The following is a 17,896-nucleotide window of genomic DNA, read 5'->3' as shown; positions in this document are numbered from 1 at the left end:
TCTAAACATTTTTCTTTGCTACAACTGTATTCGACGCATGTAAATGTTTGGCTACACCTGGATGCTCATCCTCAAAGACATGTGATGTGGAACTAATAATTTGCCAATCTAGATGCATTGATTCAAGCTCTCCTTCATCAGCTAGACCCTTGACAAATGGAGCAATATCATAAGAAGCAGGAACTTTATTTGTAAATATATGCATTATATTTAAGCCACCAATATTGGTATTTATCTTAGCTTCAATTGTTCTATTCGGTTTAGTACCGAATATTGTTACAGTTTCGTCTCTGTATGTTTTTCGCAGAAAGGCTTATCCATTTAATAATCCTCCAATTAGCACAATCTCCTACAAATGCGTAGGGGATAATTCACCATTTGATGAAGTTTACAGAATAAGCTAGCGATAGTGAGTTCGCGGAGACTTATTATAAATTCCACCATTATCCTTTATTTCCTGCATATTGTGTCACAAAAATACCCACCGCAAACGCCCAAAACGCTTCGGTGGGTGTATAAACAATCAAGTTATAATAATAGTATTGCCTGGATCGAGACAAACAGGGAAGTTTCACCCTACTGCGACCTCCTGCTAGTCCTGACATTAACTCATAACAAAACTCTATTGAGTGATTCCTTTAAATGTGATGTAATTTCGGTTAACGGTAATCTTACTTCTGGAGAGTCAATAATACCTAATTTAAATAAACAATACTTAATCGGTGTGGGGTTTGGTTCTTCAAATAAAAGAGGAATAAACCTAAATAAACTCTTCCATTTTGCTAATGCCAATTGATAGTTATTGTTTTTTATCGCATTAAAAATACCAAGAAATTCTTCAATATTCAGATGTGCCGAGGCCAGTATTCCACCATTACCCCCAAGGGTTAAACTCGTATAATAGAATACATCTTCACCTGTTAAAATAGAAATGTTTTCTGGTGGCTTTAATAATAGATTACTAGTTTGTCTTATATCTCCACATGAATCCTTAATTGCTACAATGTTCTCAATCTCCGCCAACTTATAAACGGTATCATTCGCAATATTACTGCCAGTTCTATATGGTACGTTATAGATAATAATATCTAAACTTGTTGCTTCTGATATGTTCCGAAAATGTTCAAATATACCTCTTTGGCTCGGCCTATTATAATAGGGACATACAGATAAAATTCCATTAACCCTATTCTTTTCCACCAATTTTAGTTGGCTAATTGCTTTGCTTGTATTATTTCCACCTAATCCAACATAAACAGGAATACGATTATTATTATATTCCATGGTTTTTTCAATAATTTCCTCATACTCATACTCTGATATAGTTGGAATTTCTCCTGTTGTAGCTAATGGAATAAGGCCACTTACTCCTTTATTAATATAATAATCGATCATTCTTTTAAACGAATTGTAATCTATTTTGCCATTTTTGAAAGGTGTTACAAGTGGGACAAATACTCCTTCAACCTTCATGAATATCCTCTCCAGTTAACAAGTTTAGTGTAATATAGATTAAGATTGAAACGCTAAAATCACTTATTCTCCCATTTTTATAATTAATTACTAGACTTTTCTTGAAGAAGATCATATCATAAAGAGATGCACCAGTAAAATTGATTAATATGATTAATTTAATCGAAGATCTCGATCGTTTATCGGAGGAACGCCATGGAAATACGGCAATTAAAAACCTTCTTGACTATTGCTAAATTAGAAAATTTTACTCAAGCCGCCGAAACCCTAGGCTATGCCCAGTCATCCGTTACTACCCAAATCAAGTTATTGGAGGAATCGCTGGGAGTAAAGTTGTTTGAGCGTTTAGGTAGGCGAATTACACTAACACAAGAGGCTGAAAAGTTGATACCTTATGCGGAACAAATATTAAAGCTTGTATCTGAGGCCAGAAATGTTATATCTGAAACGTCATCAGTCCCCAGAGGGACATTAACTGTTGGTACGGTTGAGTCACTATCTATAACTCGCATTCCAAAAGTATTTGAGGAATACCACAACCGCTATCCAGAAGTAGAAATCGTTATGAATTTCGGCGTTTGCAGTGAAAATCTTCGACTTTTACGAACCAACGCTCTTGATGCTACATTTATTATTGACCGGAAACTAAACACTCAGGAATTCATTGTTGAAGAATTAACACCTGAGCTAATGACTGTACTGGTCTCACCCGATCATCATTTAGCTGCCAAGGAAGAGATTTATCCTGAAGACTTGCAAGGAGAAAGCCTAATTTTAACGGAGGATGAATGTACTTATAGGATTATTCTTGAAAACATCCTAGCTGAGGCGAGTGTACAACCAAAATATAAAATGGGAGCCAATAGTATTCAGGCTATAAAACAATTTACTATAAGTGGCATTGGTATTACATTGTTACCGGAAACCGCCGTTAAACAGGAAGTTGAAACCGGTAAATTAGTTCAAATACCCTGGGCAGGTCCTGAATTCCGACTTATCACTCAATTGGTATATCACAAAGACAAGTGGATATCACCGACTTTGAAATCCTTTCTGGAATTGACTCGACAAATGTTACGGTTATAAATAAATTCAGATATTAAATAAGTCGGCGTTGTTGGTATATTGAATTCAATCTAGCATTCCTTAACTGTCCTTCATTTCAGATAAGATCTTGAAATTCGTCAGAAGAAAATAAAAAAGCCAGATCAATCAATGATCTGACTTTTTTTATGCTAATCCTAAGATATTTAACCGGCTCTTTATGTCTAATTCTCAGTGGTATAAATTACACAAACCTGATTTCTCAGTCTCAAGGGTCCCCTGACACTGTGACACATTATTAGGCATTTTTTTGCCCGTTTTACCTATTGACATGTTTCCGTGGACGTAGGCTGAAAACATTGTGTGTTTTTAATGCAATTCTGAATATTGACAAGACCTGCAACCCGCAGAATAGCGATTTTCAGACTGTCTGTTTTCTACATACTACCACCGTCTCGACGTGCTGCGTTCACGAAAACATATTTTCCGTAAAAACTTACAATGAAGTAACCCCAAAGTGCATTGGTGTTGATGAATTGAATGTCATTGAAGTTACGCCAATGTGCCTTGAGGATACAAAAAAAATGCCGTTTGAGCCTGGTGGGGTCTTGGCTGGCGGAAGAGTATATTTCAGAAAATATCGTCAGCTAAGAGTATTAATTTGTTCTTTTTCAAATTGAACTCCTACCCCAAGTGATTTAAGCTTACGGACGGTTTCCAAACAATCTTGAGTATTCCTAGCGAAACGACTTATGGACTTCGTAATAATCAAATCAAACTTATTATTCTCTGTATCCTGAACCATTCTCATAAACTCTGATCGTTTTGCTGCGTTCTTACCGGATAGGGCATTATCACTATAGATACCTGCAAATATCCAATTTGGATTGTTATTTATAAAGGAAGTGTGATGTTGGACGTGGGCGTGGGCTGAAAAACTCTCTTGCTGCTCGGCTTGGTTAGTTGAGACCCTGACGTAAGCGCAAACTCTAAGCTTCTTGAGAGTTTCATTAAAGACTGGTGCTTTTTCAATGGTTCGTAACTTTTTCATATGTCTCCTTTCCTTCCTGGTTGAATTTAAAAGGTGAGGCTTGTGGGAACATATTGATAACAAAAAAATATCCTACGCCCGGGTTATTCCGGACGTAGGACATGATAACTCTGTATTGGGGTAGATGGCAAGTTTAGTCTTCATAAGTTATTTCTTAATTATTGGTATCCAGACTTCGCATTGGTAGTCCTCAGCAGAACCATCTCCAGGGGGATAGACTTCAAATTCCGGTGTACCAGCATGCTCAAATCCAGTTGCCGGAAACCATTCTTGGAAAATTCTATGCCATACTGTTTGAATAGCGTGGGGCATCGGACCTATCGATGTAAATACCGCCCATGTAGATGCGGGGATTTCCCTCCTTTCTAACTCAGTATTCGTTGAATTTTGGATATCTTCGATTGCAATCATATAGGAGAATTGTTCTTTGTCATGCTCAAAATCCATGCAGATGCCCAACAAAGGTTGCTTTGGATCTAGGGAACAAATTTTAGAAACAACTCCATTCGCTTCACATTCATCCCAGAAATGGGGGATCATCTGTAATTGCTTTTGATTTTTTGTGGATACAGTGAGCTCCTTACCTATTACTTGAAAAGCTTTCTTTTGGACTATTTTGTAATCCATATCCTTGTCTCCCTTCAATGATAATTGGAAAGAGATGCGTGGAAATGCTTTGAGATTCACTCCAGATTGTCGCGCTTCAGATGGCGAAATTCCATGAGCTTTACGGAAAGCTCTTGCAAAGGATTCAGGGGAATCATAGCCATACTTAAATGCAATGTCTATGACTTTAACATTCGAAGATATGGCCAGCTCTTGAGCAGCTAACGTCAATTTTCTGTTGCGAATATATTCCGCAATCGTAAAACCTGTAAGCATATGAAACATCCGTTGAAAATGAAATGGAGATGAACATGCTACTTGTGCAATATTTTCGATTTTAAGTCCCTCTACCATATTCACTTCCATATAATCAATAGCATCCATCATTTTATTAAGCCATTCCATCGCATCCACTCCTGTAACATAAATTAACACGATTCTATTATTATTTCCTGTCATTCTCTGCTTTTAGATGACTGGTAAATATGTTGATTAAACCCAGTTAGTTTATAACACCAAAATTAGAACTCGAAATTATGCCTCCTAACGATATTTCATAATAAGGTGTCCAATCTTATCAAGCTTCGATCGGAAGGGAACATTTTATTATTCATGTTCATGCAATTAAATTAAATTAGGAAATCAACTTCTAATTGTCCTATAACGTTCATTAATAAGTATTCGTACTTCGACATGTATTTACCTTTATAAAATGAGTCCGATAATGGGTGCTATGACAAGTTAACTGAATATCCACTGCTCCAAAAACACCAAAACCGGCCTTTCAAGGCTGCTTTTGGTGTTTGAAATTCCAGCGTTTTGATGTTTTTCATCATGAATGCGATCTTTCAAATACTCGTTATTACTTCAATTCTCTATGTCATATAAATCGTTATAATTGGAAAATTAGAAGGTTATGTCCACTCTAGATGGACATATATTCATAAATAATATCGCTTACTTATTAACTTAATCCTGTAAAAGTTTTTCTGTTTTGGATAAGAATTTTTTCATTGCTTCACAAATTTTAATATCCATGCGTTCAGCCAAAATAATTATCCACCATATGCATTCGCCGAGCTTATATTCCAGTTCAGGTACAGTTTCCCCATTTGTTGGCCAACGCCCCTGTTGAGACATTGTCAAACGACCTACCAATCCAGCATCTGTTAGAAAAGCTAGTGCATCTTCTTCGACTGACCATTCTTTTTCATGGTACTACTTTTCCAAATCGTGATAGAGCTTTCTTATTTGAACAGAGCGTTCAACAACTTCACTTAAGTTCATATCTTTCATGTTATTCCTTTTCTTCTATATATTATTTAAGTTTTATCAGTTCTTAAAATGGTGAGGGCATGTTCTTATATGATCATCAACCATGCCTATTGCTTGCATAAATGAGTATATTATTACTGGGCCCACAAATTTAAAATTTCGTTGTTTTAAATCTTTACTGATTTGTTCTGACAGAGTAGTCTGAGCAGGAATATCTCCATCAGATTCCCAATTATTTATCATCGGTTTAAAATCAACGTAACGCCACAAAAAATTCGAAAAACTTCCAAATTCTGATTGGATTTTGATGACTTCTTTGGCATTGCTTCTTACAGCTTTTAGTTTTGATAGATGTTTAATAACATTATATTGACCTTTGATGCCTTCTAGTTCTTCGTCGCTTAGCATTGAGCAATAGGTGATATCAAAATTGTGGAAAGCTCTTTTATAATCTTCTCTTTTGGAAAGTACTATATTCCATGATAATCCTGATTGAGCACCTTCTAATATAAGCATTTCAAATATATATGAATCATCATGACTTGGAACACACCACTCATTGTCATGATACTCTTTCATCAATTGATTTTTTCCAGGCCATAAACATGCACTCATAAAAAGTTCCTCCCAGTCATCCTACAAATGTTCATTTTGATATAATTTGCGCATCCCAAAATCCAAGCACTAAATCTTATACAAAAACCACTTGCAGGTATTTAGCTCATACTTTAATTGAAATTGTTTCATTAGCCCATGGATCTCACTCTGACAATCATAAATCCTCATTCGGTTTCCGGCAATTTTCTCTTCAGATATTCTTATAATCATCTCAACCTTAACGACATCGCCCTCATGTCGAAAACGAATCGGACGCGGTGTACCAGAGATATCAAACCATGCAATCATTTCGATGGAAGCCATAACGACTTTCATCTTAGCCGCATTTCGCCCATTCACCCGTAATACATTCGCTGCATCCTCCGATATGTAGAAGTTTGTTTCGGCACTCTGGGCATTGATCATGGGCAATTAACCACTCTTCGCAGAGTTCTATACAATGGGATTCCCCATTACACTCAGTACAGACATCTCTCATTTTTATCGCCTCTTAGTACATATATTTGGCCATTTATCGAACTCGTGTTCTTATTATATCCGTTCTCTGTTTTAATATCAATATTTCATACATAAAATAATATCAACCCTCATCGACAAAATTGATGAGGGTTGATAACCTACAGCCTTAATCGCATATCTGAAGTTTTGAGATTATAAATACTAAAGTCCTCTCAGCCGGTTTTCAATAAGCTTTTAGATATACTTCAGCAACATTTCAGCTTTCCTTAAGATGGTGCAATAGCTGCTTCAGTACCGTAATAACCGTCTTACCACAGCTCCTCCACAGTATCTATAACATCTCTTATAACATTAAAGCAGATTTTCTCTGCTATATTCTGTTCCTTAAATAACTTAGATCCTTCTGGAGTAAAGTCAATTCCAGTTAGGCCCTTGCACGTGGAACAGCCATGTTTTACCTTAATTTTTTCTATTAGTTCCTGAGCTAAGGGAAAGGTCCTATTTCCCATATCGAAGACGGTGTTTTCGTCATTGCCGTGCTTTAATCCCATAGCCATGATTCCTCCGCTAACCGCGCCGCATATTTCACCTGTGCCAGAAATCCCAGCCCCAAATCCGGTGGCCAATTTAATGGCCTGGCTGCGGTCCATTCCAAGCTGCTCCCCTAGGGTGGAAAAAACCGCCTGACTACATAAAAAGCCGTTCTTCATCATATCTACCGCTTTATCGGAAACCTTCACATTGCATTCCTCCCACAATTTTAGCTTTTTATTGAGATATTTTTATGAATTTATACATATATGAACGTGTTCACTTTATTTTAACCCGCAATGTGTTCGAAGTCAATAAAAATGAACATATTCATAATTGAATATGTTCATTTTTAAACTCTTTTATTCCTTCCAATAATGCATAAGGATTATTGTTTTACTCCAAGACCTTCCAGGAATAAATATAGCTTTTGTTTCAGGTTATCCATAAATGGGATTTCCAGGTTGCTGTTCATGGTGGATTGTATCAGGCCCATGAACATTTCGATAATTATTCCCACAGCGATATCCTTACGGAATACGCCTTTTTCCTGCCCCTCACACACTATGTCAGCCAGTATCTCTTTAAAAACAGGGCCGTGGGGGGACTCCCGTTGGCTGCGCAAGACCTGGCGACGAAACTGCATAAACAGATTTATAAGCTGACTANGCGACGAAACTGCATAAACAGATTTATAAGCTGACTATTCTCTTCGAAATTTTTACCAGCGGTTAAAAGGATTTCCGACAATTTTTGAGACGGCTCCAGGGGGGATTTTTGTATCTCTTCAACAAAATGCCGGACTTCATTTATTTTTTCTCCGAGACAGTATTTAAGTACATCTTCCTTTGAATCAAAGGGGCTATGGACTAGCAACTTGGGGCCTTTTATATAACATATTTGCTAAAGCAAAATTATATAGCATAAAACACCATACTTCTATAAGCTATTACTAAACACTTATACAGAATACGATATTTGGAGTCGTTGCCGCCCAATTAATCGTTTCATTAGGCGAAGAAAAAACTAGTAAAGTTAATAAAAAAACAAATGTACAAATAAGTGACTTAGATAAAAACACTTTTATATCAACAACTAATGCTGTAACTTATAAAAATGACGAATTATTACAACATTAGGTTTATAGTTAAGATACAATTGTCCCTATCTTAAATGTGAGCAGAATCCCTAAAGAACGGGCATACCAAGATAGACCTGCGCCCTAAGACATTATCCTAGAATCAAAAGAAATTAGCTTTTGAGTTTCAGAATATAACTTAGGGTATATTTTCGTTTCTGAGCGGCAGGTAAAAGTACTTGAAAAACGCTTAAGCAAATTGGAGTTAGAAAACTAACTACTCCACGATTCTGTTGACAATCTGACGCATAAGCTCTCCGGCAGAAGTACCGAGAAGACATTATTCAGCTGGTTTAGTCCGCTTATATCAATGACTTTAAGTGTATCTCTGATAGTATCAATCTGTGGGAGTTTTGTTCCTCGAGGATACAGCTTACTAAACTCATGATTTTTAATCATAAAATTCAGATCATTAAAGCTTCCTATCCGAAGCAAAAACCCAAAAGCACAGGCAGAATTACTTGGCCTGTGTTATAAGTTGGGTTAACTCTTCCGTCAGATAATTTATTCAAACCATGATAAATCTGATAAACATTTTTCATATATTTTACCAATTTTACAAAATAGTTTTTTCTCATTAAAACCTCTTTTCCCCTCTGATTTTAGCAGAAAGGGAGGTCTGACAGTAGTAAAAATCTCCGAATTTGATGCACTTTTGTAATTGGCAAAAATGTCATTGATATCAATGCTTTGATATGGTAGAGGCTAAAGTGCTGGCTCACATAGGAACTCCGCTTACCCTTGGGGCTAGCTAGAAGCTTTTGGCTCATTCTTTGGCCTGGTTAATAGCTTTAGCCTTAATTTCTTCAGCCTCATCTGGAGTTTGGTTCATCCCCTCGACAATTATAGATTCAATCGAAGGGACACCAAGAAAGGTGAGTTTAGTATGGATAAATTTATCGCCAAATTCAAAACCATGGGCTGGACCCTCGAAGTATACGCCGCCTCTTGCCTGAATATGAAGCGCTTTCTTATCAGTAAGCAGGCCTACCGGCCCGGACTCCGTATACCTAAATGTTTTGCAGGCAATAGCTATAGTGTCGATATAGACCTTCATTTTGGAAGGAATACATAGGTTCCACCACATAGGGGTTACAAAAACATATTTGTCTGCGGCTATAAATTGATCGCATAGCTCATTTATCCGGCTTACTTTTTCGTCTTTTCGGCAGCTAATTGGTCAAAAGCCATCCCCTGCTGCAACTTTCCCCAGCCACTGAATACGTCAACGTCAATAAGGGGGATACTAATCTTATATAGGTCTAGGGGAACAATCTCATCGTTCGGGTTTGTTTGGCGGTAGGCATCAAGAAATGTCTAGCCTATAGATAAGCAGTAAGAATCCTGAACCGGTTTCGGGTTTGCAGTGATATAAAATAACTCAGCCACTTTTTAATTCTTCCTTTCCGAGATAAAGATTTCTTCAGAAGATCCAGCATAGGCTTTCACTTCTCTTTTGTCTTAACTTATTGTTCCACTGGCAACTGACATGTATGTATCAACTCAGTTTGTTAAATATACCTTTACCGTAGCATTATTATTAAATATTAGGCATATCCACCTAGGTTGGAAAGAGGTGCAGAGTTCATGACTATCTTAATCCTACTTTTAACTGGACGTATTTTCTTTGCGGTAATTTTTATCTTCAGTGGTCTCACTCAGGTAATAAATTATAAAGGTACTGTTCAGTTCATGTCCACATCAGGTGTACCTTTTCCAAAGTTTTCAGCAATTGCTTCGACTTTAATGGCGGTAGCCGGTGGTATCGGTATAGTGTTTTACGCCTACAGCCTGTATGGTTCAATTATGATTATCCTGTTTTTGTTACCCGCAACCTTTTTCGGCCACAAGTTTTGGGGTGTTAAGGATAAAAAAGAGAAAACCAATCAGATGCAGCACTTTATGAAGAATATTTCGTTAATCGGTGGGGCAATTATCATTGCCCTGGCTTCTTTTTATGATAAATAAAAACTTAAAGTCATTTCGTTTGAATTCCTCTAATTTACTTTTCCTCCATGTCCCTTCGGCCTCAGCATTTTTTATCCCAACCCTACGCTCCCGTAAAGCCTCAATTTCACCCACCACTCTTGAATATTCCTCACTATCAACCCCAGAGCTACGCACGATACTCATCAATTCTTGCTGGAGTTCAGCTACCTAGTGTCGATGTCCTCTATACTACCCGAGTAAATTCCGGTTTCCTCAATCAAAAATGCCTCCTTCTCGCTAATGACTTTGTTAATCGCCTGTACAAAAGCTTTCTCTAAATCCTTCTAATTTCATGCTACAAGATCTACTCCATTAATTTCTCGGTTTATACACCGCCATACGTACTTTCTGTTTTTACCTCTCCCCCATGCTTGGCGTCTAAACTTTGAACCACAATTTGGGCAGAATAGTTCCCCTGAAAAAGGGTATTCACTCGTAAAAGAACTTTTCCCACTCTTGGAATACCCCCGCAAGTTTGTTTGTCTCTCAAATTCTTGCTGCACTACGGCAAATTTTCCTTACTTATAATAGCTTCGTGACTATCCTCAAAATAATACTGGGCAGCGTGTCAAGTATTATTTACCCAGTAATTTAGCTTCTGTCATGATTCTCGCAGACCATATTGATAAATTCAATTGTAATGTATTATATCACCTCCAATTACTTAATTCGGGTAAAGAAGGATACACCTCTCCCTACCCCCAAATTAACCTTACAGCGCCACTATGAAAGAAATGGGTCTTATTGCCTTTAGCATTTTTCAAGCATTCTTAACAACTTTTCTTATTGCTCACTAAGAATTTTGTTCCATCAATCGCAGCCACAGTATATCTGTCGATTGTTCCATTATCAAAAGCCTTATTCTCAACGGACTTCTTTATAATGTGATCATTAATTTGGTTTAGTCCGCTTATATCAATAACTTTAAGTGTGTCTCTGATTGCATCAATTTGCGGCAGCTTAGTTCCTCGGGGAAACAGTTTACTAAACTCATGATTTTTAATCATGAAATTCAGTTCATTAAAGCTTTTTATCCTAAGAAAAAAAGTATTTCTTCATATTCTGTTCTAGATATAGGATATAAAAATACATTTGTTTCTTGGTTTTCTACTATATCAGTTTTAATTTTTGCAATAGCTTCTTACAACATTTCTGGAGTAATATTCGAGTCATATAATATGTTCGCTTCTTTATCCTCTTTTAATTGACGAACTATTAAATAAACATCTTCTAATAATACTTTTTCTAATAATACTTTATCTCGATGATTAGCTTTAACAGTGCGAATTAAATCACTAAACATGAAAACACAAAATAATTTGAATATGCAACTATTATTCTTGCCAATTAAATAATGTCTTAGTATTTTTCTAGTAACGTAGAAGAATTCAAACAAAAGCATAACCCCCTGACAACGAGGAGGTCATGCCTAGAATTTCTATCACTATCTAACTTAATTCTGCAACTAATCTCAATGTAAAACACTAATTGTTTAGGCTTTGATTTCGTGATTTATTATTCGTTCTTTTAGACTTAAAATTTTATGTTCTATTATTCTTGCCGTCTCAATAAACTCGTTGTCATTTTTTCCAGTTGGATCATCAAGGCCCCAGTCTTCTCGGTATTTGCAGGGAACATATGGACAATTCACATTACATCCCATAGTTATAACAATATCTGGCTGAGGAATATCTGATATAAGCTTGGAAGACTGCGTCGTTTCCATGTCAAGATCATAAAGCTGCTTTATGATCCGAACGGCGTCTTTATTAATGGATGGTTTGGTTTCAGTACCAGCAGAATATGAGTCAAAAACATCTGAGGCAAACATTTTGCCCAGGGCTTCGGCTATCTGAGAACGACAAGAATTGTGTACGCAAACAAATGCAACCTTTAGTTTATTCATAGAACACCTCATCGAATAAGTTATTAACTCTTTAATGCGAATTATAGGCTAAGTAACTTTTCTCCTTTAATTTCATCGGCACTCCAAGCAATAACTGCAAAGTTGCCCATAGAATGCTCATCAACCTTATTAATCCACTCGATTTCATGGCTTGCCTTTGCCGCCAATAGATGATTCGTTGTTCCCATATCACCTTAGGAACGTTTGTTTTCCTTCCACCGTTGCGAGGTTGGAAAGGCCTAGACTGTTACTAAATCGGTTGCCCGTCTTTATTAAAATACTTTTTACCCCATTTTAATGCTACATTAACGAGTCCAATCATTACAGGAACCTCAATCAACGGTCCAATCACGGCAGCAAAGGCCTGCCCGGATTTAATCGTAAAGACTGCAACAGCTACGGCGATGGCCAGCTCAAAGTTGTTACTTGCGGCAGTAAATGAAAGACTAGTCGTCTGGGCATAATTTACGCCTAGCTTCTTGCTAATAAAGAAGGATAACGTAAACATGATTATAAAGTAAATGACGAGCGGAATTGCAATACGCACAACATCCATGGGCAATTTCACGATGTAGCTTCCCTTATAGGAAAACATTATGATAATGGTGTATAGTAATGCAATCAGGGCTAGGGGGCTAATCTTGGGAACAAAGGTTTTTTCGTACCATTCTCTGCCCTTAGCTGGTTCTAATATTAAACGAGTAAGCATACCGGCGAAAAAAGGAATTCCCAGGTAAATAGCCACGCTGGCAGCGACATCCTTAATTGACACATGAATCGCCATACCCTGTAGCCCGAATAGCCTTGGCAAAACGGTAATAAAAACATAAGCAAAAATTGAGTAAAAGATCATTTGAAACACTGAATTAAAGGCTACCAAGGCTGCGGCATACTCTGAGTCACCTTTCGCAAGGCTGTTCCAAACGATAACCATAGCGATGCAGCGTGCTAACCCGATTAAAATTAGGCCGACCATATAGTCTGGTTTATCACGCAAAAAGGTAATAGCCAAAAGGAACATTAAAATTGGGCCGATAATCCAATTTTGTAAGAGCGATAATCCTAACACTTTAGTGTTTTTAAACACCTCACCAAGTTTACGGTAATTAACTTTAGCCAGTGGTGGATACATCATGATAATAAGACCTATAGCAATTGGAATGGAAGTTGTGCCAACCGACAGTTTATCGAGTGAGTCAGCAATACTGGGGAACAAATACCCCGCTCCTACTCCCACTAGCATAGCAAGGAATATCCAAAGGGTTAAAAAGCGGTCTAAGAAAGATAGTCTGACAGACTTTTCTTTGTTCATTATGACTCCTCCTTAATCACATGCAATATTTTTCCTTTGAAGCCATTCATAAAGATTTTTCAAGTCATCCTTAAATAGATCTTTATTTCTTAAGTTATTAAATACTAAAGTGTCCAAAAACTGATTTTCATCATCATGTACAATCGAATAATAGACCCATTGAGCATGTTTTCTGTCTGAGACTAGTCCAGCATTCTTTAAGTAAGAAAGGTGTCTAGACACTTTTGTTTGAGTAACCTGCAGCGTTTCCATTAGATCACATACACAAAGCTCCTTTTCATATAATAAATTGATTAATCGTAGTCGGGTTTCGTCAGATAACGACTTTAATGTATTGAGTAGTTTTTGCATACAATCACCTACACAAAATTAATATCCGTATATGCGCATATGCGAATATACGGATATTATACCATGTGCTTTTGATAAAGAAAACCGTTTAACCTACTTTACTTATAGATATAGGCATGGTCTCCTATGAGAAGGCACTTCAAATATTGCCCTATATCCTATAAATTTAGAACATTGTTTACACGAAAAAAACTCCTAGATTTATTTATCTAAGAGTTCCACTCCTACTAAAGCTTAATTGTTTTCATTATGAAGACCAAGTTCAAAAGAAGCCTAATGGTATCTCTAATTTCCTAATTATCTAATAATATAGCTTCAATACTATTAACGGATAGCTTTACAGCTTCTTCAATATAGTTTTTAATATCTTCAACCTCGAACATCTCTAAGAGATTTGCTGTTATTTCCTTTTCAAGGATAAAGTCATTTTTCAATTCTTCAAATATATTCCTAAAAACATTCATATCAATCTCTTGTATAAAAAAATCATCAAAGAACGAAAAGTTATTTTCTAATTTGTAATATCTAATAAGTATATTGGTTAGTCGATTATAATCTTCGTAATGGTTCCTATTAGTCTGCATCTTTTTGTGATATTTACTGAACCATAATTTATCTGATAATAAATGGCAATAGTATCCAAGATAAAAGCTATCATTTAAACAATTGTTGTATTTATCTAAAAATGCATTGCTATCAATGCTAGGGCCATTACCTTTATTTGCAAAGTGTGAAATCATTTTAAACTGTTTCGAGGGAAGATAAGCGTCTGGGGCAATACTTCCAAGTAAAAACCTATTCTTGTTTAACTCAACCTTTGCGCAAACTTTTGTAGCAATACTTATATGCATTATTCTAGATCCCAAATTACAAATCACTCCTCTGTTCTGGGCTTAATTCTTCTTCAATCATTAATCAGACCATTTTCCATTGCATACCTAACAAGCTCCGCCCGCTTGCGCAAGTCTAGTTTCTCCATAACACGAGTTTTATAGGTTTCAACTGTTTTTACACTAATGTGAAGAAGATTTGCAATTTCTTGATTTGTATGCCCCAAGGCTAAATACTTTAGCACTTCCCGTTCTCTCTCGCTCAATCCTTTTTCTCTTTTTACTTTACGTTGTTCTGAGGTTTGAGGCGTAACAATCTGATAAAGCAGTGCTCCGGCCATAGGAGGATAAATATAAAGTTCTCCTCGCGAAACCATTCGGATGGCTGAAAGCAGCTCCACATCCGCAGCCTTTTTTAAGACATATCCCTTTCCACCAGCCTTAATGACAGCCTTCATATACTCCTCATCATCATGCATAGTCAAAACCAAAACTTTAGACATCGGGTGTTTTTCTAATATACGTCCTATACATTCTAAGCCACTTATCTTTGGCAAAGTAAGGTCGAGCAACACTAAATCAGGTAAGGTTTTCTCAACCATTTGAATAACTTCTTCACCGTCAGCTGCCTCACCAACAACTTCAAAATCCTCTTCAAGATTCAGCAGCACTCTCAATCCTGCCCTTAGAACAGCGTGATCATCACCTAATAAAATTCTAAGTTTCTTTTCAGACATGAAGCTCCTTCTTTCCCTGCACCAGATTCACAGGAATCTTAATAAAGACCGTTGTTCCTATACCTTTTTGTGACTCAATATTAAATGTTCCTCCCAATAAAGCTGCTCTCTCTTGCATCCCAAAAAGTCCAAGGCCCCGTCCAGGTTGAAGAACGGCCTGATTGGGATCAAACCCTTTACCATTGTCTTCAACGATCGCTAAAACCCAGTCTTCCCTCCAATCCAGTAAAACAGAAACCATCGTCGCTTCCGCATACTTTGCAACATTGGTTAAAGCTTCTTGGACAATTCGATAAAGAGCAACTTCAATGGTGGCAGAAACTCGGTATTCATTAAACCCATTGACATTAAAATCTATTTCTATGCCAAATTTCTTTTCGTATTCCTTAATATAACGATCGAGAGCCGGTACCAATCCCATATCATCGAGGACACTGGGCCGAAGCTCCCTTGCAAGGTGATGAACTTCTTCTAATGTCTGCGAAACGGTCTGACGCATTTCTTGTAAACGATCCCCTACAGAACAAAAGGAAGTTTCAGACTCCAAAACCTTCATTCCTACCATGAGGGATGTCAACGCTTGACTTGTTTCATCGTGAAGCTCTCTAGAAATTCTTTTTCGTTCCTCTTCTTGCGCTGTCATTACTTTTTCTAAGAGTTGAAGCCGCATCTCTTCCTTTTCCTTAAGCTCATCAAGCAATTTCTCTCGTTCGCGATGGTTCTGACTAAGAGATACTGTCATTTTATTAAAAGCTTCGGTTAAGACTCCGATTTCATCCTGCGTATGGACAATTCCCTGGACATCTAATTCTCCTTTTGTCACCCGTTGAGTCAAAGCTACCAACTCTCGGATCGGTTGGGTTAACACTCGGGTCAGCAACACCGCTGCGATAATGCCCAGAGCTGATACGAAAAGAGCAATAAGCAAGAGATTCCAGGTCATATGAAGAACTGCTTTTTGTAATCCGTTTTCAGTCATCCCCACCCGGGCTACTCCCAGTTTTCCATTCAGAATAGGCACGGCTACGTCACGAACGATTCCAACCTCTGTACGAAAAACCGTCAGATGATAATTGTCTGTTCCCGTTACCGCATTTGCTTTCAATAGTTCTTTAGGGAAGGCCTCGCCAAACGTATGCGCCAAAACATTCCCTTGAGGATCGACAACGAAAAGATACAAAATATCCTCATTATTTTTCAAAGTGTTTTGCAACAATTCATAAACAGCATAATCATTATTAATCAATAATTCATTGGTAGCCCTTGCCGCCACATCACTCCCGATCGAAACGGCCCTCTTGTCGAGTTGATCTCGCAAATTGTTTGTTAAGATGTTTCCCATCTGCCAAACAATCATACTACTCAAAAGCAGAACTACTCCAACAACTAAGCCGAGTATCTTATACTGCACCCGGATACGTTTAAGGATACCCTTTGCGTACTTCACGAATCTATAAGTCTGCAACTTTCGGTTCATTTTAATAATCCAAGATATTAAACCCATAAGTCCTCCCATTGTTATAATCAACTAACAGACCCAAGTAATTCCCGATTACTTCTTTTGTTCAATCGTGAAATTTGCGTTCAACATCGACTGGATGGGTTCATACGCAACATCATTAGGTAAAACAAAACGATCATATAATAGTGCTTTCAACGCCTTCTTACCAATGGGGTCATTATCCATTTGTAACAACGCCTCTAGCAAAGCCGCTTTTAGGTGAGCGTCAATTTTTTTATTAACTACAACCGGAGGGCTTCCTACCTCCGGTGATTGTGCAATAATCCGGATCTTCGTTGCCAATGATGGATCCTTAGCTACAGAATACTGATACACGAGAGAATCTACCCCAGCTGCAGACACTACATTATCCAAAACAGCTTTAATCGAATTATCATGACTGTACGTATAAACGACCCTTTTGAAAAAGTCATTCGGGCGACTGTCTAAAAGCGTTACCATATACGTTGGGGCAATCGTCCCTGAAAAAGAAATGGGATCCGTGAAACCAAATACTTGACCCTTAAGATCTTTAAAAGACTGAAACTTACTATTCGAATTTACGATAATGTAAGATTGATAGGTAGATTTTCCATTCACCTCAGGGACTGCTAATAACATGAGGTTTTCTTGTTTTCCCGACACATAGGCACCCGAACAAATGAAGGCCACATCTACTCCATTGTCACGTACGAGGTCATTAATTTCCTGATAACTCTGTCGTTGAACCAATATCACAGGTCTGCCAATTTTTTTCTGAAGGTAATCTGCCAACGATTGATAATTTTCCAGCGTTTCACGAGGAGACAAAACTGAAGAAATTCCGACCTTTAAGACATTTTGATTTTCCATAGGTTGTGGATTCGTGAGAGAGGGATCTCTTGATTCTATACTAACCACTGGCAACCGTTCTGTACTTTGGCAACCCACGAGCAAAAACGTTGCTGCTAGAAGAATTATAGCTAAGTTAAAATACCGAACTAATTTTTGTCTTCTTCGAAGATTCATGATTGTCCCCCCAAAAACTTTACACCTTTCAACATTTAATTCGTTTTTATACCTTAGATCTCCTGCA

General features: G+C 37.4%; 22 protein-coding genes. 2 read left to right on the top strand and 20 right to left on the bottom strand.

All coding sequences use genetic code 11. The annotated features are described in order from the left end of the window. Position 1: 1 nt before the first annotated feature. Complete coding sequence (locus tag B5Y67_RS03795) at positions 2-205, bottom strand: hypothetical protein (RefSeq protein ID WP_088225217.1); 204 nt, start codon at positions 203-205, stop codon at positions 2-4. 404 nt (positions 206-609) lie between these two features. Next, positions 610-1,473 (bottom strand): 4-hydroxy-tetrahydrodipicolinate synthase, encoded by an 864-nt coding sequence (dapA, locus tag B5Y67_RS03790; RefSeq protein ID WP_088225216.1) that lies wholly within the window; start codon positions 1,471-1,473, stop codon positions 610-612. Positions 1,474-1,668: 195 nt separating this feature from the next. Here dapA and B5Y67_RS03785 point away from each other — a divergent pair, with 195 nt between their 5' ends. Next, on the top strand, positions 1,669-2,559 hold the full coding sequence (locus B5Y67_RS03785) for a LysR family transcriptional regulator (protein ID WP_088225215.1): 891 nt from the start codon (positions 1,669-1,671) through the stop codon (positions 2,557-2,559). A gap of 601 nt (positions 2,560-3,160) precedes the next feature. On the opposite strand, the gene B5Y67_RS03780 is transcribed toward B5Y67_RS03785, so the two are convergent. The 8 genes from B5Y67_RS03780 to B5Y67_RS25765 form a co-directional block, all read right to left on the bottom strand. Continuing rightward, positions 3,161-3,568, bottom strand: coding sequence for a recombinase family protein (locus B5Y67_RS03780; protein ID WP_088225214.1), 408 nt, complete (start codon positions 3,566-3,568; stop codon positions 3,161-3,163). Between the two features lie 147 nt (positions 3,569-3,715). Next, entirely contained in the window at positions 3,716-4,579 is an 864-nt protein-coding gene (locus B5Y67_RS03775) for an AraC family transcriptional regulator (protein WP_088225213.1), read from the bottom strand. A gap of 564 nt (positions 4,580-5,143) precedes the next feature. Further along, positions 5,144-5,314: a MazG-like protein gene (locus B5Y67_RS25575; protein ID WP_207652389.1), complete on the bottom strand. Its 171-nt coding sequence runs from the start codon at positions 5,312-5,314 to the stop codon at positions 5,144-5,146. Between the two features lie 192 nt (positions 5,315-5,506). Further along, positions 5,507-6,064: a DNA-3-methyladenine glycosylase I gene (locus B5Y67_RS03765; protein ID WP_088225212.1), complete on the bottom strand. Its 558-nt coding sequence runs from the start codon at positions 6,062-6,064 to the stop codon at positions 5,507-5,509. Between the two features lie 69 nt (positions 6,065-6,133). Continuing rightward, positions 6,134-6,478, bottom strand: coding sequence for a hypothetical protein (locus tag B5Y67_RS03760; protein WP_348982284.1), 345 nt, complete (start codon positions 6,476-6,478; stop codon positions 6,134-6,136). Between the two features lie 356 nt (positions 6,479-6,834). Beyond that, positions 6,835-7,266: a C-GCAxxG-C-C family protein gene (locus tag B5Y67_RS03755; protein WP_088225179.1), complete on the bottom strand. Its 432-nt coding sequence runs from the start codon at positions 7,264-7,266 to the stop codon at positions 6,835-6,837. A gap of 179 nt (positions 7,267-7,445) precedes the next feature. Continuing rightward, a complete protein-coding gene (locus tag B5Y67_RS24820) occupies positions 7,446-7,703 on the bottom strand; it encodes a hypothetical protein (protein WP_140419038.1) in 258 nt (85 codons plus the stop codon). A gap of 1,258 nt (positions 7,704-8,961) precedes the next feature. Beyond that, complete coding sequence (locus tag B5Y67_RS25765; RefSeq protein ID WP_282432748.1) at positions 8,962-9,339, bottom strand: NAD(P)H-dependent oxidoreductase; 378 nt, start codon at positions 9,337-9,339, stop codon at positions 8,962-8,964. A 443-nt stretch (positions 9,340-9,782) separates the two neighbouring features. Between B5Y67_RS25765 and B5Y67_RS03740 the strand changes: the two genes are divergently transcribed. Then, positions 9,783-10,163 (top strand): DoxX family protein, encoded by a 381-nt coding sequence (locus B5Y67_RS03740; RefSeq protein WP_088225209.1) that lies wholly within the window; start codon positions 9,783-9,785, stop codon positions 10,161-10,163. Positions 10,164-10,509: 346 nt separating this feature from the next. Here B5Y67_RS03740 and B5Y67_RS26115 read toward each other — a convergent pair whose 3' ends face one another. The 10 genes from B5Y67_RS26115 to phnD all read right to left on the bottom strand — a co-directional run bounded on the left by B5Y67_RS26115 (position 10,510) and on the right by phnD (position 17,829). Next, the gene (locus tag B5Y67_RS26115; protein WP_282432745.1) at positions 10,510-10,638 is read right to left on the bottom strand and encodes a hypothetical protein; all 129 of its coding nucleotides are present in this window, start codon (positions 10,636-10,638) and stop codon (positions 10,510-10,512) included. A 316-nt stretch (positions 10,639-10,954) separates the two neighbouring features. Continuing rightward, positions 10,955-11,191 (bottom strand): hypothetical protein, encoded by a 237-nt coding sequence (locus B5Y67_RS03730; protein WP_088225207.1) that lies wholly within the window; start codon positions 11,189-11,191, stop codon positions 10,955-10,957. 485 nt (positions 11,192-11,676) lie between these two features. After that, entirely contained in the window at positions 11,677-12,090 is a 414-nt protein-coding gene (locus tag B5Y67_RS03720) for a low molecular weight phosphatase family protein (RefSeq protein ID WP_088225205.1), read from the bottom strand. Positions 12,091-12,131: 41 nt separating this feature from the next. Further along, entirely contained in the window at positions 12,132-12,278 is a 147-nt protein-coding gene (locus tag B5Y67_RS25160; RefSeq protein WP_170932566.1) for a hypothetical protein, read from the bottom strand. 62 nt (positions 12,279-12,340) lie between these two features. Then, positions 12,341-13,402, bottom strand: coding sequence for an ACR3 family arsenite efflux transporter (arsB, locus tag B5Y67_RS03715; RefSeq protein ID WP_088225204.1), 1,062 nt, complete (start codon positions 13,400-13,402; stop codon positions 12,341-12,343). A gap of 12 nt (positions 13,403-13,414) precedes the next feature. Continuing rightward, positions 13,415-13,753, bottom strand: a complete 339-nt coding sequence (locus B5Y67_RS03710) for a metalloregulator ArsR/SmtB family transcription factor (RefSeq protein WP_088225203.1) — start codon at positions 13,751-13,753, stop codon at positions 13,415-13,417. Positions 13,754-14,046: 293 nt separating this feature from the next. Next, positions 14,047-14,619, bottom strand: a complete 573-nt coding sequence (locus B5Y67_RS03705; RefSeq protein ID WP_088225202.1) for a zinc dependent phospholipase C family protein — start codon at positions 14,617-14,619, stop codon at positions 14,047-14,049. A 38-nt stretch (positions 14,620-14,657) separates the two neighbouring features. Further along, positions 14,658-15,320 carry a response regulator transcription factor gene (locus tag B5Y67_RS03700; RefSeq protein WP_088225201.1) on the bottom strand — a complete coding sequence of 221 codons (663 nt, stop codon included), beginning with the start codon at positions 15,318-15,320 and terminating at the stop codon, positions 14,658-14,660. Next, entirely contained in the window at positions 15,313-16,824 is a 1,512-nt protein-coding gene (locus B5Y67_RS03695) for an ATP-binding protein (RefSeq protein WP_242975818.1), read from the bottom strand. The genes B5Y67_RS03700 and B5Y67_RS03695 overlap by 8 nt, the downstream gene beginning before the upstream one ends. Before the next feature lie 48 nt (positions 16,825-16,872). After that, positions 16,873-17,829, bottom strand: coding sequence for a phosphate/phosphite/phosphonate ABC transporter substrate-binding protein (phnD, locus tag B5Y67_RS03690; RefSeq protein WP_088225200.1), 957 nt, complete (start codon positions 17,827-17,829; stop codon positions 16,873-16,875). Positions 17,830-17,896: the final 67 nt, after the last annotated feature.

It is taken from the genome of Desulfosporosinus sp. FKB (assembly GCF_002196705.1).
GTDB lineage: Bacteria > Bacillota > Desulfitobacteriia > Desulfitobacteriales > Desulfitobacteriaceae > Desulfosporosinus.
This window is presented reverse-complemented; position numbering and strand designations above follow the sequence as displayed.